Consider the following 23,755-nt stretch of genomic DNA (forward strand, 5'->3'; position numbering starts at 1 on the left):
CGAGGTATGATGAAGACGCTGACCTCACACTTTGAAGAGTTCAGCGGATTGGTAGGCCGTCAGACACCTGCTTTGCGCGGCATTATCCTTATGTGCATCTCGACGGTGGCGTTTTCCGTCATGCACGGACTGGTGCGGTTCGCCTCCGAAGCACTGCCGCCCTTTCAGATCGCCTTCTTTCGCAATCTCTTTGGCCTCGCCTTTTTGCTGCCGCTCCTGATGCGCTCTCGCTTTGCGGTTCTGCGGACACAACGGATCGGGTTGCACGCTTTGCGCGGCGTGATCAACATCGTGGCGATGCTGATGTTCTTTACCGCGCTCTCGATATCGCCGCTCGCCAAGGTGACCGCACTCAGCTTTACCGCTCCGATATTCATGGCTGTGCTTGCCGTGCTCTTTTTGGGTGAGCGATTTCGCATTTATCGTTGGCTGGCGATCTTATTTGGCTTCATCGGCATGCTGATCATTCTGCGGCCAGGTATGGTTGCGCTTGATGCCGGCGCGTTGTTGGTCACCGGGTCGGCGGCACTTTGGGCTGTGGCGATGGTGATCATCAAGATCTTGTCGCGGACAGAGGCAAGCCTGACCATTGTCGCCTATATGGGCATTTTCCTTGGTGTCTTCTCAATCTTTCCCGCGCTCTGGGTGTGGGAGCCCTTCGGGATGCAGACGTTGGGCTGGCTTGTTTTGATCGGACTGTTCGGTTCGATTGCGCAAATGTCCTTGAGCCAGGCTTTGAAGGAAACTGATCCAACGGCACTGATGCCATTTGATTTTCTGAAGTTGATCTGGACAGCCATTATTGGCGCTTGGTTCTTCGCTGAGATTCCGGATATTTTTACATGGATCGGTGCGGCAGTGATTTTTTCATCTGGCCTGTTCATCGCTTTCCGGGAACGGCAAAGCAGGCGTGCAAACGCATCGAGTGCTGGACCCGTTGGTTGAGCAATGGCAAGGCTCGACCCGTGCTCAAATCTTGCGTCCTGAGCCTTCCCAATAGGGCGCACGCAGCCTTGGTTTGAAAATCTTGCCGCTGTCTTCGCGAGGCAGGGCATCGTGGAAATCTATGATGCGGGGCTGTTTGAAGCGGGCCAGCCTGCCCTCGAGAAATTCCATCACTTCATCTGCGTCAGGTGTCCAATCCTCGAACGGCTCTACCGCTGCGACGACCTGTTCGCCAAATTCGGGGTGCGGTGCGCCAAATACCGCTACGTCCCGAATGAAGGGCGCGCGCATGAGCACGGCCTCAACCTCGGCCGGAAAAATGTTCGCACCGCCAGAGATGATCATGTCCTTCTTGCGGTCGGTGATGAACAAGAAGCCGTCCTCATCCAGCCACCCAAGATCGCCTACGGAAAAATGGCCGTGTTTTTCTGCCGCTGCCCTGCTTTCGGGATCATTCGAATAATCAAACCCGCCAAAGACATCCATTCTGGCGTGGATTTCACCGACTTGGCCAGGAGGGAGTTCATTGCCCTCTGCGCCGAGGATCATCACGGTGCCGCCCATCTGCATCCGTCCTGCGGTGCCGGGTTTGGCCAATGCCTCCGCTGACGACACCATGGTCATGAAGCCAATCTCGGTCGCGCCGTAGCTTTCCCAGAATACAGGGCCCCACCAGTCGATCATCGCGACTTTCAGATCATGCGGCCAGGGCGAGCCGGTCGAGACGCAGAATTGTACGGACGACAGATCATACCGCGCTTTGACGTCTTCGGGCAGCTTCAGCATCCGGCTCATCATCGTGGGGACGAGATAGATATGGGTTATCTTCTCAGCCTCGATGGTGGCAAGAAAGGTTTCCGGCTCAAATTTCGGCGCGATGATGGTTGAGACACCTTCGGATACCAGTGCCGCGCTTGTCAGCGTAGAAGGGGCAGAGTGATAGATCGGTGCGGCTGTGAAGTAGCGGGACCCCGGTTCAAAGCGCATCATCTCTTTGCCAACCCGGCGCAAGACTTCCTCAAAATCCTTGCGCGGACCGGTGGGAGCGCGGCGCACGCCCTTTGGCATTCCTGTTGAGCCTGAGGTGTAGCGCATTAGCGGGCGCATCATTTCGCGATCTGTTTGCGGGGGCTGTGCATCGACAAGCGTGCGCCAGTCCTTCGCCTCGCCGCCCACTGCCGCTTCCGCGTCATCAATCTCATAAGCCTTGCACAAAGCGGGGCCGGGTGTGACCGCGATGATCACCCGGTCCTTCAATGCCGGTCGCAGCGGTGCGATCAGGTCATTGTGGATAATCACAAAGCGCGCGCCGCTGTCATCACATATCGCCGCAACTTCGTCGGCGGCAGCATGCCAGTTCAGCGCAACGATCACTGTTCCGGCACGTGCTGCGGCACGCATCACCTCAAGCTGCGTCAGGTCGTTGCGCATGATGACTGCCACCGGCACATCTGGTCCTGCACCAAGCGTGGTTAATGCCGCGGCACCCTGTGCCGCTCTTTTCTCCAGCGCGGCGCGGCCTAGGCGTTGGTCAAAGTCTGCGACGGTGGAATCTGCCATCCTGTCTCTCCCGATCTTTTCTGTGCCAGTGCGCTTTTGATGTCTGTGCACCTCTGGCAGATCCATCTTGGCATGCGAGTGTGACGGCTGAAAGGCGAAGTGGACAGATCTATTGTTTCGCTATGCGGAACGGCGTTTCTTTTTTTTACAATTGGCATCTTGCATCCCGGAATGTCCTACGTCAGGCTCTGCGCGTGTATCACGGTTCGCAATTTGATCGAAACGCTTGGCGAAATAGGCTTGGCCATGCCTTGCAGCGATCACATTGCTAAGAAACTTGGGTCAGTCGTTCCGGCAGGCCCGATGTACAACTTGGGAGGAATTTTTAATGCGTATTACTTCATTGGCGGCAGCTCTTTGCCTTGCTTCGGGGCCGCTTCTGGCTCAGGAAGTCGATCTGCCATCACAGCTGACCTGGACGGCCTACGGCACCGGTTCGGCCGGATATAACCAGTCCGTTGCCATCGGCGCGGCGCTTCAGGAAGCGAACGGTGTCAACCTGCGGGTTCTGCCGGGCAAGAACGACATCGCCCGCACAGAGCCGCTGCGTCAGGGCAAGGTACAGTTTTCGGCAAACGGTGTGGGCGGTTCGTTCATGGCGCAAGAGGGTGTGTTCCAGTTCGGTGCAGAAAACTGGGGGCCGCAGCCCGTGCGCGTGCTTGCCGCTAACAATGGGGGCGCGGTGGGGCTGTCGCTGGCGGTGGCCGCAGAGGCCTGTGAAAAAGCAGGCAAGCCCGGATGTGAAGGGTTCGAATATTCGGATCTCAAGGGCATGCGTGTTGCCTATGTCAAAGGCGCGCCCGCGCTGAACGTCAATAACGAAGCCTATCTCGCCTACGGCGGATTGACATGGGACGATGTTGAGATCGTTGAGTTCGGCGGCTTTGGTGACAGCTGGGCAGGTATGATCGACGGCAGCGTGGATGCGGCATTTGCCTCCACCAACTCTGGCCGTGCCTACGAGGCGGCTTCGGGGCCACGGGGGGTGTATTGGCCTCCGATTGATCCGAACAATGCCGAAGGTCTGAAGCGGATGCAGGATATCGCGCCGTTCTTCTCGCCAATGACGGCAGTTGTTGGAGCCACGATTGATGGCACGGATGGAACGCCAACGGCAGGTTATGCCTATCCGGTGCTGATGACCTACGCATCGCAGGACGCGGACCTGACCTACAACATGACAAAGGCCATGCATGTGTATTTCGACGGCTATGACGGTAATGCGCCGGGCATCGGCGGTTGGGCACTGGACAAGCAGAACTTCCAGTGGGTGGCGCCGTACCACGAAGGTGCGATCCGCTACTATCAGGAAGCGGGCGTATGGACCGATGAAGCGCAGGCGCATAACGACAATCTGATCGCCCGTCAGGCGGCCCTGATGAAAGCATGGGAAGAGCTGAAAACCGAAGGCCCGGACAACTGGGAAGAAGCCTGGGATGCGAAGCGCCGTGAAGCGCTTGAAGCAGGCGGTTTCGACGTCGTTTTCTGATCCGGTAAGGTTAAGCTGTGAGACAGGCGGGCCTTTTGGCCCGTCTGACCCCTTTTGTCCGGCATGGGCCGGGCCAACCGATCGAGAGCACAATGACAGAGAAAACCGGCACCCAAGACCGCGGTGGCTCCGCGCTCGAAGCTGAGCGTCAGGCGGAGCGACTGACCTTTTCCGGTGCAGCGCGCTGGATGATCATCCTGTTTACGCTGGCCGCAATCAGTATCGCGATCAACCAGCTCTTCAATCTGCGAATTGGGGGATATTCCTTTTTGGAAGGGATGTACCTCTACGTATTGGCCGGTCTTTTCCTCAGCCTAACGTTTGTCACGTTCCGCGCATGGGGGCCGCCGTCCCCGAAAGTGCCGTGGTACGACTGGATTTTAGCGGCAGCGACTGTTGCGATATCCGCTTTCTTTGTCGCCACTGCTGGTGAAAGCCTCGATAGCGGATGGGAATACGCCGCGCCTGATCGGGCTATCTGGGCGTCGATTGTTTATTATCTTTTGATCCTCGAAGGGACACGGCGTGCAGGGGGGCTGGTCCTGTTCGGCATCGTGCTGCTCTTCTCGCTCTACCCGACCTTCGCGGAACATGTGCCAGATCCGCTGAACGGCTTCACTCAGCCCTTCACAGACGTGATCCCCTATTTCATGATTTCCTCTGAGGCGTCATTTGGCATCCCGATGCGCGCTTTCGGCAATCTGGTGATCGGCTTCATCCTGTTCGGGGCCGTGCTGCAATTCACGGGTGGCGGCAAGTTCTTTAACAATCTCGCCATGGCGCTGGTCGGCGGCTACCGTGGCGGCGCGGCCAAGGTGTCGATTTTTGCGTCGGGCTTCATGGGATCGATGTCGGGATCGGTTATCTCGAACGTGCTGACCACCGGGTCGGTGTCCATTCCTGCGATGAAAAAGACCGGCTTTTCCGCCCGCTACGCGGCCGCGACCGAGGCCTGTGCGTCGACCGGGGGCGTGTTGATGCCGCCGATCATGGGGGCGACTGCATTTGTCATCGCATCCTGGCTCAGCCGTCCGTATGTTGAGATCATGCTCGCCGCTGCGATCCCGTCGCTGCTGTATTTCTTCGGTCTCTTCGTGCAGATCGACGCCTATTCGGCGCGGCGCGGGCTGAAAGGCTTGGCGCGCGCGGATCGTCCTGCCGTGGTGCAAACCCTCAAGGAGGGCTGGCTTTATATCGCGGTTTTCGCTCTGCTGATTTATCTCATGGTGGCGTTCCGTTGGGAGACAACCGCACCCTTCTACGCGGTGGCCCTGCTGTTGGTGGTCAACCAGTTCCGCAAAGGTGACCGGGTGTCTTGGGACGGGTTCCTGAACATCATCGTGTCCGTTGGACGGACCCTGTCTGAACTGGTCGCGGTATTGCTCGGTATCGGCATGATCGTGGGCGCCTTTCAGGCGACCGGTCTGACCGGACCGCTGGCAAATGAACTGGTTCATATGGCCGGGAATTCCATGCCGATGCTGTTGATCATGGGGGCCGTCACATCGTTCATCTTTGGCATGGGGATGACGGTGACGGCATGCTATATCTTCCTTGCTGTCGTGCTGGCACCTGCGTTGGTGCAGGCGGGGTTGAATGAACTCGCCGTGCATCTGTTCATCCTGTACTGGGGCATGGTCAGCTTTATCACGCCACCCGTGGCACTGGGCGCGTTTGCGGCCGCGTCGATGGCAGGTGCAAATGCCTTCAAGACCGGGTTCGAGGCGATGAAGCTGGGCGGCGTGATCTATGTCGTGCCGTTCTTCTTTGTCCTCAATCCAGCGCTGATCGGGCAGGGCGCACCGACCGAGGTGGCCTTTGTCCTGCTGTGCGCATTGGTTGGTGTCTGGTTTATCTCGTCCGCCTTGCAGGGCTACGTCAGCTTTGTGGGGCCCTTGCATTCAAGCATGATCAGCCTGTTGATGCGGTTCGTGCTGTTCTTTGCAGGTTTGATGGTGGCGGCCCCCGTCGGCGGTGTCGCTGGCCTGAACCATACAGTCCTTACGCTGTCAGGGTTGGTGGTCGCGATCCTTCCGTTCTTGCTGGCTTGGCGCGCTGGCCGCGCAGCCGATTTGGAACGAAGCATCGCCTGACCAGTCCATCGGATACCCCGGTCCAAGACCGGGGCATCCGGTTTCAGACACTCATAGGGTGATGCCCCCCGCCTCGGCCACGCCGACGAAACTGCGGTTCCACGTTGGGCTGATCAGGATTTCGTTCAGGCAGACGTGCGGTGGGGCCTCCGCGATATAGCGGACAACCGACCCCAGATCCTCGGCCTTTAGCATCTTGGCGATGTCTTCGGGCGCGGGTGGTTTGGGGCGGTGCTGCAGGATCGGGGTGGCGACCTCTCCGGGCATCAGTGCGGTGCACCGGATGCCGTTGACGCCTTCCTCCTGATTGATGGAATGGCTAAGCGCCACGACCGCATGTTTGGATGCGCTATAGGCCGGACCTGTCAGCCGCGAGGGATGACGCCCTGCCCATGATGAGGTCAGTATCAGAGTACCATCGCCCCGTTCGCGCATTTGCGGCAGCACCGCCAGCACGCCGTTCATGACACCATTGAGATTGATATCGACGACCTTGGCGAAATCGGCGGGCGTGATGGCGCCGACCGCGCGGTTCGGCACGTTGATGCCGGCATTTGCCATGAAGACGTCAATGCGTCCGTGCCGCGCCATGACATCATCGCAGATCGTTTGCGTCGCCTCGGCGTCGGCCACATCAAGCTGGGCAGGTTCGGCAGACCCGCCTGCGTTCTTGATGTCCTGCGCGACCCGCTCCAGTTCTTCGACGCGCCGACCCGACAGAACGACATGCGCGCCGCTTTCCGCAAGGGCCTTGGCTGACGCCTCTCCGATGCCACCGCCTGCGCCTGTCACCCAGGCCACTTTGTTGTCCAACCGTCCCATGACGTCCTCCCGTGCGTTCATTGTCATGCAGGGCAGAAGTCCACAGAAGACGAGAATTGTCCACAAGACGCATGCGGGGTCAATCATCTCACAAGAGGGCTGACGCCGCCCCCGATCAGTGCCAGACTGACCGCAAGCACCGGGAGGAAGATCATTCATGAAATTGACAAAGGTATGTGAGGGGCTGGATTTCCCCGAAGGGCCGATCGCCATGGCCGACGGTTCTGTCATTCTGGTTGAGATCAGGCGCAAGACCTTGTCACGCGTCTGTCCTGACGGGCGGATCGAGGTGATCGCAGAATTGGGCGGTGGGCCGAATGGGGCTGCCGTGGGACCGGACGGGATGATCTATGTCTGCAACAATGGTGGGTTCATCTGGACCCAAGAGGGCGGCATCACACGCCCCATCGGCACGCCGGAAGACTATACCAGCGGGTCCATCCAAAGGGTCGATCCGGATACCGGCGCGTTTGAAACGATATATGACAGCTGCGACGGGCAACCGCTTAGGGGGCCAAACGATATCGTCTTCGACGTAGACGGTGGATTCTATTTCACGGATCTTGGCAAATCGACAGCAGAGTATGTGCACCATGGGGCGTTCTATTACGCGGCGGCGGATGGCAGCAGCATTCGCCGCGTGCATGCGCCGATGATCACGCCGAATGGCATCGGCCTGTCGCCTGACGGCAAGACTGTCCACGTGGCGGAGACCCGAACCAGCAGGGTGTGGAGCTTCGACCTTGTCGCTCCGGGCCAGATCGCGCCGGTGCCTTTTAACATGCCGGGTCGCCTGCTGACGACCTTACCGGATTTTCAATTGCTCGATAGCCTAGCGGTTCAAGCGGACGGGCATGTCTGCGTGGCCACGCTCATGCGGGGCGGGATCAGTGTGGTTCCGCCGGACGGAGGAGATGTGACATTTCATGAGGTGCCCGGTGATCCATACATCACCAACATTTGCTTTGGGGGCGGTGACATGCGCGATGCATGGATCACGGCCTCGGGCACCGGGTGCCTCTATCACACCCGATGGCCCACGGCGGGGCTGCGTCTGAATTTCAACGGCTAGGCTTGCGCTACGCGCTGCTTAACCGCCGGTTTATCCGTCAAGAATGTTTTCGACCAAGATCTGCACGCGCAGGGCTTCTTCGAGTGTGGCAAGCCGGTGAGGCTTGCCTTCCATCATCAGCTCAAGATCATCCAATTGTGCCTTCAGGCTGACAGCCCGCGGATCAGTGTAGTCCTCGTGAATCTGTTCAAACGGCCCCCCCGTTGACGCCGCATTGCGATAGAAGTCAGAAACTCGTCTACTGGCCTTGGATCCCTTGATCGTCAGTTCCTGCCGGTCGGGCTGTGCACCGCCAACGCTGCCCATGATCGTCACGGGCGCACCCGCTGCCGATAAAAGACGCGCCGCCACGTGGGTTTCGCAGAGGTCGGGCTGATCGGGGTAGTCGGCATGCGCCCAGACAAGTTCAAGTGGTCCCAGAATGCGTTCAGAGAAGAAAAGGAAGTGCGAAATGACTTCTCGCGTCATGCCGCCTTCGGCTCGATAACGCAGCCAGTCCGCCGCCTTTTGCCAGTCACGTGGCCAGTTGGCATAGGTCACGACGATATCAGACCCCATCAGATCGCCCAGAGTTCCTGTCTCAGCCGCCGCTTGCACCTCTGTCAGCGCGGCACCGGCTGCCTGTGTGAAATTGACGGCAGCTGGCACGCCAGAGGCGGTGATGGCCGCGACGAGTGCGCGGCTTTCATCGATATCGACGCCCAATGGCTTTTCCAGAAAGACGGCTTTGCCCGCTTTTGCTGCGGCCAACGAATAGGATTTGCGCGGCACAGGCGGGCAGGCTAGATACACAAGATCAACCGCCGCAATGGCTGCCTCGGCATCTGCAGCAACGGTCGCGTTCGGGACGATCGCCTGCGCCAGTGCGCAAGAGGATTGATCTGGATCCCAGATCATATCGACCGAGAACGCCGGGTGCAGCGCCATATGCTCGGCCATGCGCCGCCCCATGATGCCAAGGCCAATGATTGCTGTCCGAATGGTCATAGGTCTCTCCTGTTTTGAATGTTGGTCACTGGATCACAGATCAACCTGAATAAGGTAGGGGCCGGGTGACGCCAAGCCGGTCTCCATCGCTGCCTCCAGATCCTCGCAGGTCGCGACTTGGCAGCCTTCTACGCCCATGGATTGCGCCATGTGAACCCACTTCAGGTCCGGGCGGTCAAGCGACAGCATGTCGATGGCCCGCGGGCCGGGATTGCCGACGCCAACGTTTGTCAGCTCGCCCCGCAAGATCTGGTAACTCCGATTGGCAAAGATCAGGATCGTCACATCGAGGTTTTCCCGTGCCATCGTCCAAAGGGCCTGCACCGTGTACATGGCAGAGCCATCGCCGGTCAGGGTCAGCACCTTGCGGTCCGGGCAGGCGACCGCCGCCCCCACGGCCGCAGGCAGGCTGTATCCGATGGAGCCGCCGCAGTTGTTCAGCCAGGTGTGTTTTGGCGCGCCTTTGGTAAAGGGAAAGAACGCCCGTCCCGTGGTCACGGATTCGTCCACCACGATTGCATCTTCGGGAATGCCACGCGCAATAACTTGCGCCAGCCGGTCAAGGTCGAGCGGGCCCGTGGGACGTTCGGGCACACCCGCCTCGGCCACGTGCGCAGGCGGCGTGTCTGAAGCGCCGGTGGCTTCGGTCAGCGCGACAAGCGCGCCGGTCAAGTCGGCCGCCGCGTCAGCAAGCGTCAGGATTTCGGCGTCATCACGGGTCAGGATAGCTGGTTTGCCGGGATAGGCGAAAAAGCCGATGGGCGCGCGTGCACCGATCAGGACGATACGTTTGTAAGGCTCAAGCACCTTTAACGCGATGTCGATGGGATAGGGCACACGGCCGATCACAACCCGTCCTGCGCCACGCTCAAGCCGTGCATTTGACCATTCCGACAACAGCTTGCAGCCGGTCTTGGCAGCGATCTGACCGGCCAGTTCCAGATTGCTTTCGGTCAGTGCGCCGCCGCCCAGCAACAACAGGGAGTCCGGTCCATCAAGCACCTCTACAGCCTGCGCAAGCGCGGCCTTGTCAAAGGCAGCGGGCGTGGGCGCGTCCAGCGCCTCATGCGGCACGCCACCATCGTTCCAGGCTGTGTCGCTGGGCAGGATGAGCGAAACGATCTGTCCCGGTGTCACCATTGATGCCTGCACGGCCTCTGCCGCGTCTTTGCCAACGGTTCCGGCGGTGTCTGACGTGCGAACCCAATGGGACACGGGACGCGCGATACCTTCGATGTCCGAGGTCAGCGGTGCATCCAGTTCGATGTGAGTAGAGGCGTGCTCGCCAATGATGTTGACGATGCCTGAGCCCGCTTTCTTGGCATTGTGCAGGTTCGAGAGGCCGTTGGCCAATCCCGGACCAAGGTGCAGCAGGGTAGAGGCGGGCTTTCCTGCCATCCGGTAATACCCATCGGCAGCACCGGTGGCGACGCCTTCTTGCAGGGCCAGAACGGAGCGCATGCCGGGGATGTGGTCTAGGGCTGCGACGAAATGCATCTCGGATGTTCCGGGATTGGTAAAGCAGACCTCAACGCCATTGGCGAGCAAGGTGTGTACAAGGCTCTCTGCACCGTTCATTTGCGTATCTTTCACGACTTCTCCTTTTGCTTTTCCCAGTAGGGTGCGCGCAGATCCTTTTTCAGAATCTTGCCGATGGTGCTGCGGGGCAGCACGTCGCGTATTTCCACAGATGACAGGCGCTGGCTTTTGCCCAGCTTGGCGTTTGCACGATCTTTGATCTGTTCTGCGGTGCGTGTCGCCCCATCGCGCCGCACGACCAGACCCAGTGGCGTCTCTCCCCACGTCTCTGATGGGATGCCGATCACAGCAGCGTCCGTGACATCCGGATCATCCAGCAGCACAAGTTCCAGATCATTGGCATAGATGTTCAGCCCGCCTGAAATGATCATATCCTTCTTGCGGTCCGACAGCACAAGAAAGCCGTCTTCGTCAAAGGATCCCATGTCACCGGAACGGAAGTAGACCTTGCCCCCAGCATCGCGCCAGATGTACTCCGCCGTCAGGTCATCGCGGCCAAAGTAGCCCGCCATCATCGTTGGACCCCGGCCGCATATTTCGCCAACTTCGCCTTGGGGCACCTCGTTGCCTTCGGGATCGATCAGGCGAATGTCGTTGCCCGGCGCCAGTTGACCCACCGTATGCAGTTTGGTCGGGTGTTCATCAGCGACCAGCACCGTGACGCCACCACCTTCGGTCAGGCCGTAGTATTCGATCAGTTTGCCGGGAAATCGCGCCAGCACGTCTTGCTTTACATCGGCCCGCAGCGGCGCAGAGGTCGAGAATTTGATCCGCATCGAACTGAGATCGAAGCTGTCAAAATCAGGTACATCCATGATGCGTTTGTATTGCACGGGCACCAGCATTGTATGGGTGATCTGTTCACGCTCCACGATCTGCAGGTATTCCCGTGCGTCGAATTTGGGCATCAGATGAACGGTCGAGCCGCCGAACAGGGTCGGGATGAAAGCGACAATAGTGGTGTTCGAATAGAGCGGGGTCGAGATCAAAGTGCGTGCGTTGTCGTCATAGCCATTGGGCGAGACACGATCCATCTGTGCCGCCCGCATCCAGTGATTGTGAAGGATGCCCTTGGGCGTGCCGGTGGTGCCTGAAGAATAGATCAGGTTGAAGGCGTCTGACATGTCAATCGGGATCATCGGATCGGTGGATGCTGCCGCAGCCATCGCGCTTTCGAAATCTTCAAAATCAGGGTTATCAAAGTCGATTGCAAAGCGCTGGATCGTAAGGTCCGTGATGAAGCCATTGATCAGATCAAGATATTGCGCAGCGACGAAGATCGCTTTGGCGCCGCAGTCGGTCAGCATCTTTTTCAGCGCATCAGGCGAGGCCATCGAGGACAGGGGGGTCACACATCCACCAGCGCGCAATATGCCTGTGAAAAGTTCCGCGTAAGGTATCGAATTTGGCGACAGGATCGCCACGTTGCCACCTTTGTTCAGCCCACGCTGTAAAAGCAGATTGGCAACCTTGTTCATCCGCTCATCGAATGCGCCCCACGTCACGCGTTGCGTTCCACAGACCAAAGCCAGCTTGTCAGGATGGGTCTTGGCATTGCTGCGAATGCGCGAAACGACAGTCTCCGTCGGAGGGTTCTCGGCGATTGGAGGGTCGATTGAGATCATCTTGGTCGCACCGTTCATTTGATTGCGGGTCGGCCCGCACCGCGATGCATATCAGCGACCGCTTCGAAGTGGTAGGGAGGGGCGGTGCGCTAATTCCGAAACGGCGGACGCATAAATGTGCTCAGTTGCCAGCCCGGCGCATCATTGCCGCGTGCACCGCCTGCATCCCACGCTCTGCCATGTCCGCCGCGCAGGGTTCGCCAAAGGTGTTCCCGACGCACGTCGGATAGGTCATGGTGAGACGGATTTCTTGTCCTGATCGATGATAAAGACCGAACGGACCGTTGTGGTTTCGCGCTCGATTGAGTCGATCATCTCGTAGAGTTTTGCGATCTTGAGGTCCGCATCCGCGACGATGGGATATCGCGAATCCGTGCCTTGCGAGCCGTTTACGTCTTCGATCCAATTGACGTGTTCGGCCATTGTGTTCGTGGGCAGGACAATTGGTTTGATGTTTCTTGTCGCGAATTCCTTAGCAATCTGTACCGTGCGGCTCATTTCGGTTGTGCAAACCCGCGTGTAATCTGCCGGGTGGCTGAAAAAGAACGCCCTGCTGTCTCCGATCCAGTGATGAAAGTTGATCGGCCCGGTTGTTGTTTCTGCGGTGAAGTCTGGCGCGGTGTCTCCGGTTCTCGGGCTTATTATGATCGCCAATATTTGAAATATCACTTTTACCAAGCCGGTCTTAAGCGCGGCATTTACAAAAGAAATGTCCTAAATATGTGTTTTGATGCGATAACAGGATGCGCCATGAGACTGACCAGTTACTCAAACTATGCGATGCGGTCTTTGCAGCTTGCTGCGCTCAAGGCGCCCGACCTTGTGCGGATCGACGATGTCGCGCGCATTCACAATCTGTCCCGGCCGCACATCATGAAGATCGTGCATCAGTTGGGCAAAGCCGGCTACCTTGAGACCGTCCGGGGGCGTGGAGGTGGGTTTCGGCCTGCGAGAGCGGCGGAAGAGATCGTCGTTGGCGAGGTCATCCGCATCACGGCAGGTCCGTTGGATGTGGTTGAATGCTTTGAGCCCGACAAAATACCTGCCCTTTGATTGGCGTCTGTGTCCTGTCGAGAAAGATGGGGGAGGCGACCGCTGCTTTCATGGCGGTGCTCGATGATCTGACGGTCGCGTATATCGCGTCGAACAAGGGTCAGGGCGCATCGTGCCGCTCGAAATCCCGCGGGAGGCTGCAATGTGATCATCCCGGCGACGTGGTTTTGACGTCGGAGAATGAAATTCTCGCCTATTGGTGATAATGTCACCAAAGCCTGTTGAACAAACCGCTATTGGAAATACAGCTTTTGAGGAGATAACGACATGACTGCGAATCTTGGTACTGCTGATCGTGTGTTCCGGTTTTTGCTGGGTATTGTGCTGCTGGCCGCCCCCTTTTTCAGCGGGATGGCCTTGTTCAACTCCGGTCTGGCAACCGCCCTGTCCATCATCGTCGGGATCGTTATGCTGGCCACGTCCGCGATGCGGTTCTGCCCGCTTTACCGAATCTTCGGCATCCGGACATGTAAGATGTAGCAACGCATGATCAGACAGCTCTGAGGGATCAGAACGGCGGTGGCGCATCCTGGCATCATCGCCGCGCTGCACATTCACACAGGGCCTTGCGCGAACACCAAGTCCGTCATGACGGCAAGCCTTCTGAGCAATGGAAGGCGCAATAAACGAACAAGAATTCTGTATTCGAGGAGAAAAGCACATGAACTATCCCGTGGATATGTCCATCAAGCCCGAAGTGTCTGCCCACTTTGATGAGGCAACCAACACAATCACCTACATCGTTAAGGATCCAGACAGCAATCACTGCGCGATCATCGATAGTGTCATGGATATTGATTATGCGGCGGGGCGGATCACCTATGATCACGCCGATGCGCTGATTGCCGAGATCAAAGAGCGCGGCCTGACGCTGGACTGGATCATTGAGACCCACGTTCACGCAGATCACCTGAGCGCGGCGCCCTATCTGCAAAAGGAACTTGGCGGCAAGATCGGCGTCGGCGAAAAGATCATGGTCGTGCAGGAAACCTTCGGCAAAATCTTTAACGAAGGCACTGAGTTCCAGCGCGATGGATCGCAGTTCGACGCGCTGTTCAAGGATGGCGACACCTACATGATCGGCAACATGCAGGCCTTCGCCATGTATACGCCCGGTCACACTCCGGCTTGCATGGTGCATGTTATCGGGGACGCCGCCTTTGCCGGAGATACTCTCTTTATGCCCGATGGCGGTTCCGCGCGGGCGGACTTCCCCGGCGGGGACGCGGGGGAACTCTATGACAGCATCCAGAAGGTTCTGTCGCTGCCCGATGAGATGCGTCTTTTCATGTGCCACGACTATGGCCCCGGTGGTCGCGCCATCCAGTGGGAAACCACGGTGGCCGAGCAGAAAGCGAACAACATTCATGTCGGTGGCGGCAAGACTCGTGAAGAGTTCATCAAATTCCGCACTGAAAGGGATGCGCAACTTGCCGTGCCAAAGCTGATCATTCCTTCTTTGCAGGTGAATATGCGGGCAGGGGAAGTGCCGACCGATGCGGATGGAAATCCAGTACTCAAAGTACCTGTCAACGGCATCTGACTTAGGAAACGAAATGGAAATCAAAAGGCTCACAGGCGGTCTTTCCGTCAGCGAACAGATTTTGCCTGCCGATCTGAAGGCAATCAAAGATGCGGGTTTTCGTGCGATCATCTGTAACCGCCCCGATGGTGAAGGTGTAGATCAGCCGACCTTTGAAGAGATTTCGAAGGTAGCCCAGAAAGCTGGCATCGAGACCAGCTACCTTCCTATCGTTTCCGGGAAAGTCTTGGACGAGGATGCGGGAGCGTTTGACGCGGCACTGACGGAACTGCCGGGGCCGGTGCTTGCCTATTGCCGGACCGGAACGCGGTCGGCCACGCTTTGGTCACTGTCTCAGGCGGGGCAGCGCAGCACGGCGGATATCCTCGCCGCGACCAAGGCGGCAGGGTATGACATGGGCGGTGTCGTTCGCCGGATCGTGAACGGTGGCAAGACCCCGACAGACACCGGCGATGCCAGCTTTGAAGTTGTGATTGTGGGCGCAGGGGCAGGCGGCATTGCCGTCGCAGCAAGCCTTAAGGCGCGCAAACCCGGACTTGAGGTTGCGATCATCGATCCGGCTGACGTGCATTACTACCAGCCCGGCTGGACAATGGGGGGCGGCGGCATTTTTGAGCCGCAGGAAACATCGCGCACCATGGGATCGCTGATCCCCAAAGGTGTCCACTGGGTCAAATCCGCGGTTGCGGCATTCGAGCCCAAGAACAACGCCGTGATCCTCGATGGCTGCCGTGTTGTGAAATACAAGCGGCTCATCGTTTGCCCCGGTCTCAAGCTGGATTGGCACAAAGTCGAAGGACTGGTCGAAACCCTTGGCCAGAACGGTGTGACATCAAACTATCGCTACGATCTGGCGCCCTACACATGGGAACTGGTCAGCGGCATGAAAGGAGGCCGGGCCATCTTTACCCAGCCACCGATGCCGATCAAATGCGCAGGCGCGCCGCAAAAAGCGATGTATCTGTCAGGCGATGCGTGGCACCGGCGGGGCGTGCTGAAGAACATTGATATTCAGTTCAACAACGCGGGCGGTGCCCTGTTCGGGGTGAAGGACTACGTGCCAGCCCTGATGGAATACGTCAAAAAGTACGATGCAAAGCTGAACTTCTTTCACAACCTCGTCGCGGTGGACGGCCCGGCCAGGAAAGCATGGTTCGATGTCTCGAAACCGGACACGCCAGTTGAGCGGGTCGAGATGGACTTTGACATGATGCATGTCTGTCCGCCGCAAACGGCACCCAACTTTATCCGCGTGTCGCCCTTGGCGGATGCTGCGGGTTGGGTGGAGGTGGATCAGGCAACGCTGCGCCACAAGACCTACGACAATATCTGGTCACTGGGGGATGTGATGAATGCGCCGAACGCAAAGACAACGGCGGCCGCACGTATTCAGGCACCCGTCGTGGCCGAGAATGTCGTCGCTGATATGCGGGGCGGGTCGCCGGTTGCGCAGTACAACGGCTACGGGTCCTGTCCGCTGACCGTGGAGCGCGGCAAGATCGTTCTGGCCGAATTCGGCTATGGCGGCACGCTGCTGCCCAGCTTCCCCACGGCGATCATTGACGGTACGAAACCCACTCGGGCGGCGTGGTTCCTGAAAGAAAAGATGCTTCCACCGGTTTACTGGAAGGGCATGCTCAAGGGCCGTGAATGGATGGTGAAACCCGAAAAAGTCACCGTCAGCTAATCAAATTTGACGTGTCCGCGAAGGTGTCGTGGGCACGTCCAACCTCTCTGAGATCCTAACATGACCAAATCAATCACCCGCCTCGTGCCTATCCTTTCATGGGGGCGGGAATACAACCGTTCTGCCCTTTCAAACGACCTTGTGGCCGCCGTGATCGTGACGATCATGTTGATCCCGCAGTCTTTGGCCTATGCGCTGCTGGCGGGCCTTCCTGCCGAGGCTGGTCTCTATGCCTCGATCGCGCCAATCATCCTTTATACGGTGTTTGGCACAAGCCGGGCGCTGGCTGTGGGGCCGGTGGCTGTCGTGTCCCTGATGACCGCAGCGGCGCTGAGCAATATCGTTGAACAGGGCACCATGGGATATGCCGTCGCCGCGCTGTCCCTTGCGGGTCTGTCGGGGGCCATGCTGCTGGCCATGGGCATATTCCGGCTGGGTTTTGTCGCGAATTTTCTGTCGCACCCGGTCATCGCGGGCTTCATCACCGCCTCTGGCCTGATCATCGCGGCAAGCCAGCTCAAGCATATTCTTGGGATCGAGGCGCAAGGCCACAACCTTCTGGAACTCGTGATCTCTCTTGCAGAGCATTTGCCGGAGACAAACTGGATCACCGCAGTGATTGGCATTCTGGCCACGGGATTCCTGTTTTGGGTCAGAAAGGGGCTGAAACCTCTGTTACAGCGTTTGGGTCTTGGTGCGGGTCTGACCGGCGTGCTTGTGAAAACAGGCCCGGTTGCTGTCGTGGTGGTCACAACGTTCGCGGTCTGGGGACTGGGACTGGCCGATAAGGGCGTCAAGATTGTGGGCGAGGTGCCGCAAAGCCTGCCGCCGCTGACCTTGCCGTCCTTCTCGCCCAAATTGTTGGGTCAGCTTTTGCTGCCAGCCTTCCTGATTTCGATCATTGGTTTCGTTGAATCCATTTCCGTCGCGCAAACGCTGGCTGCAAAGAAGGGCCAAAGGATCGATCCGGATCAGGAATTGATCGGGTTGGGCGCTGCCAACATCGGGGCATCGCTGACAGGTGGTTTTCCAGTGACGGGCGGTTTTTCGCGCTCAGTCGTGAACTTTGATGCAGGGGCCGAGACTCCAGCCGCAGGGGCGTTCACCGCGATAGGACTGGCCATCGCGGCAATGGCGCTGACGCCTCTGATCTTCTTTCTGCCAAAAGCGACCCTTGCAGCGACGATCATCGTTGCGGTTCTCAGTCTCGTTGATTTCTCAATTCTCGGCCGAAGCCTGAACTATTCCAAAGCGGACTTTGCTGCCGTCCTGACAACAATCATCGTCACCCTGGCGATGGGTGTCGAAGCGGGCGTATCAGCAGGCGTTGTTCTGTCGATCCTCCTGCAGCTCTACAAATCCTCCAAACCTCACATTGCGGAGGTTGGGCAGGTGCCCGGCACGGAACACTTCCGCAATATCCTTCGCCACAAGGTGATCACCGACCCCAGGATCGTCAGCCTGCGGGTGGATGAAAGCCTGTATTTTGCGAACGCACGCTTTCTTGAGGACAAGATCCAGAACCGCGTGGCGAAGGACAAGCAGATACGCCATGTGATCCTGCAGTGCTCTGCCATCAACGAAATCGATCTGAGTGCGCTGGAATCGCTTGAGACAATCAACGAACGCCTGCGCGAAATGGACGTGCAACTGCACCTGTCCGAGGTCAAAGGCCCTGTCATGGACAAGTTGAAAGAACAGCATTTCCTGCGAGAGATGACCGGCAATGTCTATCTGTCCCAATTCGAAGCCGTTGATCAGGTGCGCAAGTTGCTTGCGGCCTGAACGGCTCAGAGGACAGCACAGGAAGGACCCAGGCAAAACGTGCACCTGATGCACGCTGCCCCGGTGACGCCGACGTTTGGCTTAGTTTCCGTGGACCGCGAACATGTCCAGACCAGCGTCCTGGGATTCGATGATCCTGAAGCTTTCCCTGACGCCTGCGTCTGTCAGTTCCCGTGCGATTGTCAGGACCGTGTTCGCCGGGTGCTCGCTGCATAAATCGATCATCTGTTCGATTTCTTCCTGCGCGACCGGCATGGCGGCTTCTGCGGAAGGGGCGCCGTAGAATGTGACAAAATGCCGGGCAAGCGCCTCGGTAAGTGCCGTAACTTCAGCGGGCTCAATCTGCGCAGTTGCCACAAAGGTGACGCGGCCAAAAGTTTCGACACCCAGCCAGCCATTGGAAAAGGACTGTCGTGCCTTGCCGGTCAGGTCTGCTTCGGTCCAGTTTGAGAATTCAAAGCCGCCCGGAACGCACCATTCTCCGGTTCGGGCTGGCGCGTGAAAGACATTCATGTCGCTTTCGTCAAAGTGGATGGCCCGTGCGAGCATCATGTCAGCCGTTCTCCAGCAAATGGGTAAGTGGTATCAAATGGGTATCATCCGCGTCGCGTAAAAGCATCCCAAAGCGTTCATCAACCCCAAGAAACGTGCCGGACTTACCGGCCAATTGAGCTGTTTCACCGATCCCGTAGGCAAGGCCGCGCCAGTCTGTGTGGATGGCAACGGTGCCTTCGTCCGTCCAGCGGTTGATTCCGACAAGGGTGTGACGCACCCAGGCTTCCAACAGGGCGTCGGCCTGCACATCCGCACATCCCTCTGCGTAAAGCGCGGTCTGGTCCGGTGTTTCTCCGGGATCATCGCTTTCAGGCCAGAGGCGCAATTCAAGTCCCACGATCAGCCAGTCGGGCTCAACTGCCGCGTCAGTGCCGGAGCTTGCCACGCGAAGCTTGCCGCAGTGTGCCCCGTTGACCCTGATACCTCCGTCCCACTCAAGGTGGACAGCGACTTCCGGTGGTGCCAGAGCGCCGAGGGCGTTTTGAAATCCGACACCGCAGATCGGCAGGATGGCCATCGAGTCTGCGAGCGGCACTTCGGGGGCGAACACGATGGCGGCGCGCAAATCGTTGCTGCCAAGGCGATAGACCACCAGCCCCGCGTCGCAACCTTTCAGCGCCTCTGCGCAGGCCTTTTCGAACGGGTCGATTTTGCTGTCGACCGCAAGGCCTTTGAACAGTGGTGGAAACTGCACTTCTGTCACGCTTTGCCAGCCTCGATAAGGGTCTTGGCGACGTTCCGGAATGCCAGCGCCTGTGCGCTTTCCGGGCTGGACACCACGATCGGTGCACCGCCATCGGCGGCCAATCGGATATCAAGGTGCAAAGGTATTTCAGCCAGCAGGGGAACGCCAAGTTTCTCTGCCTCTGCTGCCACGCCACCGTGGCCAAAGACATGTTCTTCGTGTCCGCAGTTCGAACAGATATGTGTGCTCATGTTCTCGATCATGCCGATGATCGGGGTTTTCATCTGGTTGAACATGTCAATGCCCTTGCGGGCGTCCATAAGGGCCACGTCCTGTGGGGTAGAGACGATGATGGCCCCGTCAAGGTGCGCCTTCTGAGCCAGCGTCATCTGAACGTCACCCGTGCCGGGCGGCAAGTCCACGATCAGCACGTCCAGGGCACCCCATTGCACCTGTGTCAGCATCTGTTGCAAGGCGCCCATCAGCATCGGACCGCGCCAGACCACCGCCTGATCGTCGTTGGTCATCAGACCGATGGACATCATTGTCACGCCAAAGTTGCGCAGGGGCAAAATCAGTTTGCCATCAGGGCTTTGCGGGCGTCCGGACACACCCAGCATGCGCGGCTGCGAAGGGCCATAGACATCGGCATCCAGCATGCCAACGCGCCGCCCTTCGGCGGCCAAGGCGCAGGCAAGATTGGACGCAACCGTGGATTTTCCCACGCCGCCCTTGCCAGAGGCAATCGCGATAATCCGGTCCACGCCGGGTATTTTCTCAGGCCCTGCCGGTTCCGCTTTGCGCGACGGCTTCAGGTCCGGTGGCGCTGCCGGTTTGCTATGGGCAGTCATCACAATCGACACCTGATCGGCCCCGAGTGCGGTCAGCTTTTCTTCGACCTCTGCCTTGATTGGCAGATAAGGTTCGGGCCGCACCACCTCCATGACAAACCGGACGTTACCGTCTTCAACATTCAGCGCGCGGACAAGGCCCGCGGCCACGATATCAGTGCCTGAAGGATCTGTGATCCCTTTCAGGCACTCTAAAACCTGCTCTCTTGTAAGTGCCACTTATGCGCCTTCGATCTTACCCTTGACCACGTGTTCCAGATCAAGCCCGTCGACGGTCAGCACGACCTTCGCTTCAAAGCTTTGACCACGCGTGTCGCCTGCGTTTCGCATCGCCTCTTCGATGGCCTGTTGCGAGGTAACGCCGACCTGCTTGAGGAACTTGCGCATCGACATGTTGAAATCTTCGCTCATTTATTGAGCCTCCCCGTTCTTGACCGCCCGAACCTAGCGACTCTAGGCTAACATGCAAGCTGACGCGGAAGGGAACCGTCCAAATGTGGAAAACAATTTGTGCCATCGTGATCCTGTTTGGGAGCGCGGCCGCCGCCCAAGAGAAAAGCTTTACCTTGCAGACACCGGATGCCTTGGCTGAAACGGGCTTTCTGCAGCATCTTTTGCCTCGGTTTTCCCTCAAGACCGGGATCAGGATCACCCCTAGTGTTGAGGATGGGGAGGCCGCTTTTGGCGACGCGGGCGTTCCGGTCTTTCGCCAGGGCGAGAAAGTCTGGCATCTCAGCAAGAGCGACGGACCTTACACGGATGCCTTTGAGGAATGGCTGTTATCGGACGTCGGCAAGCGGACGATTGAGGCTTTCGCCCCGGGCGGGACCCCTGTGTTTAGTGCGGACGTTACAGTCCGCGAAATCACCGTGGCCGCAGAAATCACAGGCGATGTCGTAATGGGAGAGGAAATGAGCCTGACCCATTGCGGGCGCTGTCATGTCGTAAACGAGACCAACCGCATGAACGCCATCGGCTCCACGCCGTCCTTTGGCCTGATGCGCAATTTTCCAGACTGGGAAGGGCGATTTCTGGCGTTCTACGCGCTCAAGCCGCACCCGGCGTTCACCCAGATCACGGATGTGACTGACCCATTCCCCAAAAATCTGCCGTCCCCTATCGCCCCGATTGAGGTCACGCTGGACCAGCTTGATGCCATCGTCGCCTATGTTGCGACCATTGCCCCCTCAGATCTGGGTGCGCCTGTCCAGTCTCAGTGATCCTTGCGCTTCGTGAAGTAATCCTCGGTGGTGCGGGGGCGCGGGGGCTCGTTGCCCTGAAAGGGATTGTTCTGGGAATGAAACTGCGCCTGAATGCGGCAATTGTCGCACATCTGGATCATCCGTGCCGCGTCAGATGTGGCAAACATTGCGTGCTTGCCCGCCAATTTTTCGGTGATTCTTTCAACTGTGGATTTCACACCGAAAAGTGCACCGCACTCGATACAGGCAAAGGGCTCTTCCTCGTGGATAACCCGTTGTGAGAGCGCCGCGTCGGTCAGGTCGAGTTGTGGCGAGAGGGTGATCGCGTTCTCAGGACAGATATTACTGCACAGACCACATTGCAGGCAGGCATCCTCCTGAAAGCGTAACTGCGGCATGTCCGGATTGTCGCCCAACGCACCGGAAGGGCAGAGTGAAACGCAAGACAGGCACAGCGTGCAGGCATCGGTATCCACAATCACAGCACCGTAGGGCGCAGCGTCGGGCAGGGGGATCACGTCGGCGTCCGGTGCCAGTGCCTTGGCGGACAGCCGTGCGACCTGTCTGCGGCTGCCCATCGGCAGGATGGGATCGCACGTAACGGGCTCAGGATTGCCCGCATAGAGGGTTTCGCAAAGGGCATCAGGGTCGGCTGGCTCAAGCAGGCTTACTGCGGCGTTTCCTGCAATGGCAGCTGCCAAAGCGCTTTGACCCGCGATCACGTCGCGGTCAGATTTCGGCGCGACCAAGACATCGATGTGCTCGAAACCGCAGGCCAATGCGGCAAGCATCTCAGCATGGCCAAAGCTTGCCAGCGCATCGACTTCAAAAGGAATGACATGCGCGGGCAATCCGCGTCCGAAACGCGCGGCGAGCGAGATCATCTCGCGCCCGTGGTCCCCCTCGTGCACCAGCAGTCGGGCGTCAGATCCGCCTGCCTTGCGATAGGTGGTCGCCAGGGTGGTGAGCCGCCTGAAAACAGTGTCCACCGGTGGCGCGTCATAAGAGATTGCGCCGGACGGGCAGACTGCTGAACATGAACCACACCCGGCGCAGATCATGGGGTCTACGGTGACATGTTCACCGGCAGAGGTGATGGCCCCGGTAGGGCAGATGTTAAGACAGTTTGAACAGGCTGCTTGCTCTGCCCGGCTGTGGGCGCAGAGGCTGGGCTCCATGCGAACGTAGAGCGGTTTTTCGAATGTGCCGATAAGCTGCGAGGCACTAAAGATCGACTGTGCAACTGACGGCGCATGTGATGGGTCCGCCCGCAGGTAGCCTTCGCGCTTTTCATGTGCCGAGAACAAGGGGGTGTCACCGGTCAAATCCAGAATGATGTCGCACTCTGACAGAGCCCCGTCTTGAGGAGGGGTAAAGTCAAACTCACCGCGTCCGGCGGGAATAAGTTGTTGAAGCGCATCAATCTTGACCGTGAAACCACCAAGTGCGCCATTGGCCTGACGCAGTTTGCCAATGACACAGTCAAAGCGGCGATCAGTCGGGACAAGCGCTGGATCGCCAAGCAGAACTGTCACGGCCAGCGTGTCGCTGAGTTGGGCGGCTGCCTCAATCGCGGCGGTTCCTCCTAGGATCAAACAGGTTCCTTCAGATACGATGTCAACAGCGCGGCCCATCTCAAGCGGCATGGTCGCCTCGGCCGCCAGTGCCGCCATCTTTGGCGCGGCAGGGCCTTCGCCCCACCCGGCACGGTCCCGAAGATCGACAAAGCCCGGTTCGGCGACGCCGATTTCGGCAGCGAGCGCCTCAAAGCGCGGACGCTCCTGCTGGCAGGCGATGATGACATCGCCTTCCGCCATTTCGCGCGCGGCTGCGTCAAGCTGGTCAGTGCAGAGGCTACGATATATCTTGGAACAGGCCATCCCCGTTGCAGAATAAATGCCCTCTGCATCCAGTGACTGACTGCCCATGCAATCGCAAAGAACCAGTTTTCTTGTCATTTTGTCCCCGTTCAGGCTGTGCCGTTCTACCGGTGGGACGGGCCCCCGGCAGTACAGGCTAGACGCGATTCTGACCGATGGTAAACCGCAATTCGGGATGGGAGAAAAAATCATGCCGATTGCTGCAAGCGCAAATGAGACGAATCGATGCGCTCAAGCGGGCACGGTTTCTCGCCCGCCGGTGCAAGCCACATTGGTCAAATCTACTTCGACTCGTCTCTCTAAATCCTGCCGCGTTGCAGCGCAATCCCGCGCTGGATGAAAATATAAAAAAAAGGACTTTGAAATCGTGTGCTTGTCGTGC

22 protein-coding genes are annotated in these 23,755 nt (G+C 58.5%); 11 read left to right on the top strand and 11 right to left on the bottom strand.

The genetic code is table 11. The annotated features are described in order from the left end of the window. Positions 1-9: 9 nt before the first annotated feature. Positions 10-945 (top strand): DMT family transporter, encoded by a 936-nt coding sequence (locus tag GV827_RS13130; protein WP_164354258.1) that lies wholly within the window; start codon positions 10-12, stop codon positions 943-945. A 24-nt stretch (positions 946-969) separates the two neighbouring features. Here GV827_RS13130 and GV827_RS13135 read toward each other — a convergent pair whose 3' ends face one another. Further along, positions 970-2,505 (bottom strand): AMP-binding protein, encoded by a 1,536-nt coding sequence (locus GV827_RS13135; protein WP_164354259.1) that lies wholly within the window; start codon positions 2,503-2,505, stop codon positions 970-972. Positions 2,506-2,833: 328 nt separating this feature from the next. Between GV827_RS13135 and GV827_RS13140 the strand changes: the two genes are divergently transcribed. Then, complete coding sequence (locus tag GV827_RS13140) at positions 2,834-3,994, top strand: TAXI family TRAP transporter solute-binding subunit (protein WP_164354260.1); 1,161 nt, start codon at positions 2,834-2,836, stop codon at positions 3,992-3,994. A gap of 92 nt (positions 3,995-4,086) precedes the next feature. Further along, positions 4,087-6,087 carry a TRAP transporter permease gene (locus GV827_RS13145; RefSeq protein WP_164354261.1) on the top strand — a complete coding sequence of 667 codons (2,001 nt, stop codon included), beginning with the start codon at positions 4,087-4,089 and terminating at the stop codon, positions 6,085-6,087. Between the two features lie 51 nt (positions 6,088-6,138). On the opposite strand, the gene GV827_RS13150 is transcribed toward GV827_RS13145, so the two are convergent. Beyond that, positions 6,139-6,936 carry an SDR family oxidoreductase gene (locus GV827_RS13150; RefSeq protein ID WP_235930353.1) on the bottom strand — a complete coding sequence of 266 codons (798 nt, stop codon included), beginning with the start codon at positions 6,934-6,936 and terminating at the stop codon, positions 6,139-6,141. A 130-nt stretch (positions 6,937-7,066) separates the two neighbouring features. Between GV827_RS13150 and GV827_RS13155 the strand changes: the two genes are divergently transcribed. After that, on the top strand, positions 7,067-7,981 hold the full coding sequence (locus tag GV827_RS13155; protein ID WP_164354262.1) for an SMP-30/gluconolactonase/LRE family protein: 915 nt from the start codon (positions 7,067-7,069) through the stop codon (positions 7,979-7,981). Between the two features lie 30 nt (positions 7,982-8,011). On the opposite strand, the gene GV827_RS13160 is transcribed toward GV827_RS13155, so the two are convergent. The 4 genes from GV827_RS13160 to GV827_RS13175 form a co-directional block, all read right to left on the bottom strand. After that, positions 8,012-8,968, bottom strand: coding sequence for a Gfo/Idh/MocA family protein (locus tag GV827_RS13160; RefSeq protein WP_164354263.1), 957 nt, complete (start codon positions 8,966-8,968; stop codon positions 8,012-8,014). Between the two features lie 33 nt (positions 8,969-9,001). Then, positions 9,002-10,546 (bottom strand): acetolactate synthase large subunit, encoded by a 1,545-nt coding sequence (locus GV827_RS13165; protein WP_164354312.1) that lies wholly within the window; start codon positions 10,544-10,546, stop codon positions 9,002-9,004. An 11-nt stretch (positions 10,547-10,557) separates the two neighbouring features. Further along, positions 10,558-12,150, bottom strand: coding sequence for a class I adenylate-forming enzyme family protein (locus tag GV827_RS13170; RefSeq protein ID WP_235930354.1), 1,593 nt, complete (start codon positions 12,148-12,150; stop codon positions 10,558-10,560). A gap of 213 nt (positions 12,151-12,363) precedes the next feature. Next, positions 12,364-12,786 carry a redoxin domain-containing protein gene (locus GV827_RS13175; RefSeq protein WP_204325873.1) on the bottom strand — a complete coding sequence of 141 codons (423 nt, stop codon included), beginning with the start codon at positions 12,784-12,786 and terminating at the stop codon, positions 12,364-12,366. A gap of 96 nt (positions 12,787-12,882) precedes the next feature. Between GV827_RS13175 and GV827_RS13180 the strand changes: the two genes are divergently transcribed. From GV827_RS13180 to GV827_RS13200, 6 genes are all read left to right on the top strand, one after another. Beyond that, positions 12,883-13,185 (top strand): RrF2 family transcriptional regulator, encoded by a 303-nt coding sequence (locus GV827_RS13180; RefSeq protein ID WP_235930355.1) that lies wholly within the window; start codon positions 12,883-12,885, stop codon positions 13,183-13,185. Positions 13,186-13,211: 26 nt separating this feature from the next. Continuing rightward, a complete protein-coding gene (locus GV827_RS23615; protein WP_235930356.1) occupies positions 13,212-13,388 on the top strand; it encodes a hypothetical protein in 177 nt (58 codons plus the stop codon). 64 nt (positions 13,389-13,452) lie between these two features. Further along, positions 13,453-13,665: a YgaP family membrane protein gene (locus tag GV827_RS13185; RefSeq protein WP_164354264.1), complete on the top strand. Its 213-nt coding sequence runs from the start codon at positions 13,453-13,455 to the stop codon at positions 13,663-13,665. A 181-nt stretch (positions 13,666-13,846) separates the two neighbouring features. Then, the gene (locus GV827_RS13190) at positions 13,847-14,728 is read left to right on the top strand and encodes an MBL fold metallo-hydrolase (RefSeq protein ID WP_164354265.1); all 882 of its coding nucleotides are present in this window, start codon (positions 13,847-13,849) and stop codon (positions 14,726-14,728) included. 13 nt (positions 14,729-14,741) lie between these two features. Then, positions 14,742-16,415, top strand: coding sequence for a bifunctional protein tyrosine phosphatase family protein/NAD(P)/FAD-dependent oxidoreductase (locus GV827_RS13195; RefSeq protein WP_164354266.1), 1,674 nt, complete (start codon positions 14,742-14,744; stop codon positions 16,413-16,415). A gap of 60 nt (positions 16,416-16,475) precedes the next feature. Beyond that, entirely contained in the window at positions 16,476-18,200 is a 1,725-nt protein-coding gene (locus tag GV827_RS13200; protein WP_164354267.1) for a SulP family inorganic anion transporter, read from the top strand. Between the two features lie 81 nt (positions 18,201-18,281). Here GV827_RS13200 and GV827_RS13205 read toward each other — a convergent pair whose 3' ends face one another. Genes GV827_RS13205 through GV827_RS13220 form a run of 4 tightly spaced genes read right to left on the bottom strand, consistent with a single transcriptional unit; the run spans position 18,282 to position 20,702 of the window. Then, on the bottom strand, positions 18,282-18,752 hold the full coding sequence (locus GV827_RS13205; RefSeq protein WP_164354268.1) for a DUF6505 family protein: 471 nt from the start codon (positions 18,750-18,752) through the stop codon (positions 18,282-18,284). A 1-nt stretch (position 18,753) separates the two neighbouring features. After that, on the bottom strand, positions 18,754-19,458 hold the full coding sequence (locus tag GV827_RS13210; protein WP_164354269.1) for a biotin/lipoate--protein ligase family protein: 705 nt from the start codon (positions 19,456-19,458) through the stop codon (positions 18,754-18,756). Beyond that, entirely contained in the window at positions 19,455-20,510 is a 1,056-nt protein-coding gene (locus GV827_RS13215; protein ID WP_164354270.1) for an Mrp/NBP35 family ATP-binding protein, read from the bottom strand. The genes GV827_RS13210 and GV827_RS13215 overlap by 4 nt, the downstream gene beginning before the upstream one ends. Continuing rightward, the gene (locus GV827_RS13220) at positions 20,511-20,702 is read right to left on the bottom strand and encodes a DUF6494 family protein (RefSeq protein WP_164354271.1); all 192 of its coding nucleotides are present in this window, start codon (positions 20,700-20,702) and stop codon (positions 20,511-20,513) included. 83 nt (positions 20,703-20,785) lie between these two features. Here GV827_RS13220 and GV827_RS13225 point away from each other — a divergent pair, with 83 nt between their 5' ends. Then, on the top strand, positions 20,786-21,511 hold the full coding sequence (locus GV827_RS13225) for a cytochrome c family protein (protein WP_164354272.1): 726 nt from the start codon (positions 20,786-20,788) through the stop codon (positions 21,509-21,511). On the opposite strand, the gene GV827_RS13230 is transcribed toward GV827_RS13225, so the two are convergent. Beyond that, positions 21,505-23,451, bottom strand: coding sequence for a 4Fe-4S binding protein (locus tag GV827_RS13230; RefSeq protein ID WP_164354273.1), 1,947 nt, complete (start codon positions 23,449-23,451; stop codon positions 21,505-21,507). The genes GV827_RS13225 and GV827_RS13230 overlap by 7 nt on opposite strands. Between the last annotated feature and the right edge of the window lie 304 nt (positions 23,452-23,755).

This window comes from Sulfitobacter sediminilitoris (assembly GCF_010667575.1).
Lineage (GTDB): Bacteria > Pseudomonadota > Alphaproteobacteria > Rhodobacterales > Rhodobacteraceae > Sulfitobacter > Sulfitobacter sediminilitoris.

Bases quoted from the DNA above. Each gene is read 5' to 3' on its own strand.
- GV827_RS13135 (WP_164354259.1), bottom strand. From the start codon at position 2,505: ATGGCAGATTCCACCGTCGCAGACTTTGACCAACGCCTAGGCCGCGCC.
- GV827_RS13140 (WP_164354260.1), top strand. From the start codon at position 2,834: ATGCGTATTACTTCATTGGCGGCAGCTCTTTGCCTTGCTTCGGGGCCG.
- GV827_RS13195 (WP_164354266.1), top strand. From the start codon at position 14,742: ATGGAAATCAAAAGGCTCACAGGCGGTCTTTCCGTCAGCGAACAGATT.
- GV827_RS13145 (WP_164354261.1), top strand. From the start codon at position 4,087: ATGACAGAGAAAACCGGCACCCAAGACCGCGGTGGCTCCGCGCTCGAA.
- GV827_RS13180 (WP_235930355.1), top strand. From the start codon at position 12,883: ATGAGACTGACCAGTTACTCAAACTATGCGATGCGGTCTTTGCAGCTT.
- GV827_RS13150 (WP_235930353.1), bottom strand. From the start codon at position 6,936: ATGACAATGAACGCACGGGAGGACGTCATGGGACGGTTGGACAACAAA.
- GV827_RS13200 (WP_164354267.1), top strand. From the start codon at position 16,476: ATGACCAAATCAATCACCCGCCTCGTGCCTATCCTTTCATGGGGGCGG.
- GV827_RS13220 (WP_164354271.1), bottom strand. From the start codon at position 20,702: ATGAGCGAAGATTTCAACATGTCGATGCGCAAGTTCCTCAAGCAGGTC.
- GV827_RS13190 (WP_164354265.1), top strand. From the start codon at position 13,847: ATGAACTATCCCGTGGATATGTCCATCAAGCCCGAAGTGTCTGCCCAC.
- GV827_RS13185 (WP_164354264.1), top strand. From the start codon at position 13,453: ATGACTGCGAATCTTGGTACTGCTGATCGTGTGTTCCGGTTTTTGCTG.
- GV827_RS13170 (WP_235930354.1), bottom strand. From the start codon at position 12,150: ATGAACGGTGCGACCAAGATGATCTCAATCGACCCTCCAATCGCCGAG.
- GV827_RS13155 (WP_164354262.1), top strand. From the start codon at position 7,067: ATGAAATTGACAAAGGTATGTGAGGGGCTGGATTTCCCCGAAGGGCCG.
- GV827_RS13165 (WP_164354312.1), bottom strand. From the start codon at position 10,546: ATGAACGGTGCAGAGAGCCTTGTACACACCTTGCTCGCCAATGGCGTT.
- GV827_RS13230 (WP_164354273.1), bottom strand. From the start codon at position 23,451: ATGACAAGAAAACTGGTTCTTTGCGATTGCATGGGCAGTCAGTCACTG.
- GV827_RS13225 (WP_164354272.1), top strand. From the start codon at position 20,786: ATGTGGAAAACAATTTGTGCCATCGTGATCCTGTTTGGGAGCGCGGCC.
- GV827_RS13160 (WP_164354263.1), bottom strand. From the start codon at position 8,968: ATGACCATTCGGACAGCAATCATTGGCCTTGGCATCATGGGGCGGCGC.
- GV827_RS13130 (WP_164354258.1), top strand. From the start codon at position 10: ATGAAGACGCTGACCTCACACTTTGAAGAGTTCAGCGGATTGGTAGGC.
- GV827_RS23615 (WP_235930356.1), top strand. From the start codon at position 13,212: ATGGGGGAGGCGACCGCTGCTTTCATGGCGGTGCTCGATGATCTGACG.
- GV827_RS13205 (WP_164354268.1), bottom strand. From the start codon at position 18,752: ATGATGCTCGCACGGGCCATCCACTTTGACGAAAGCGACATGAATGTC.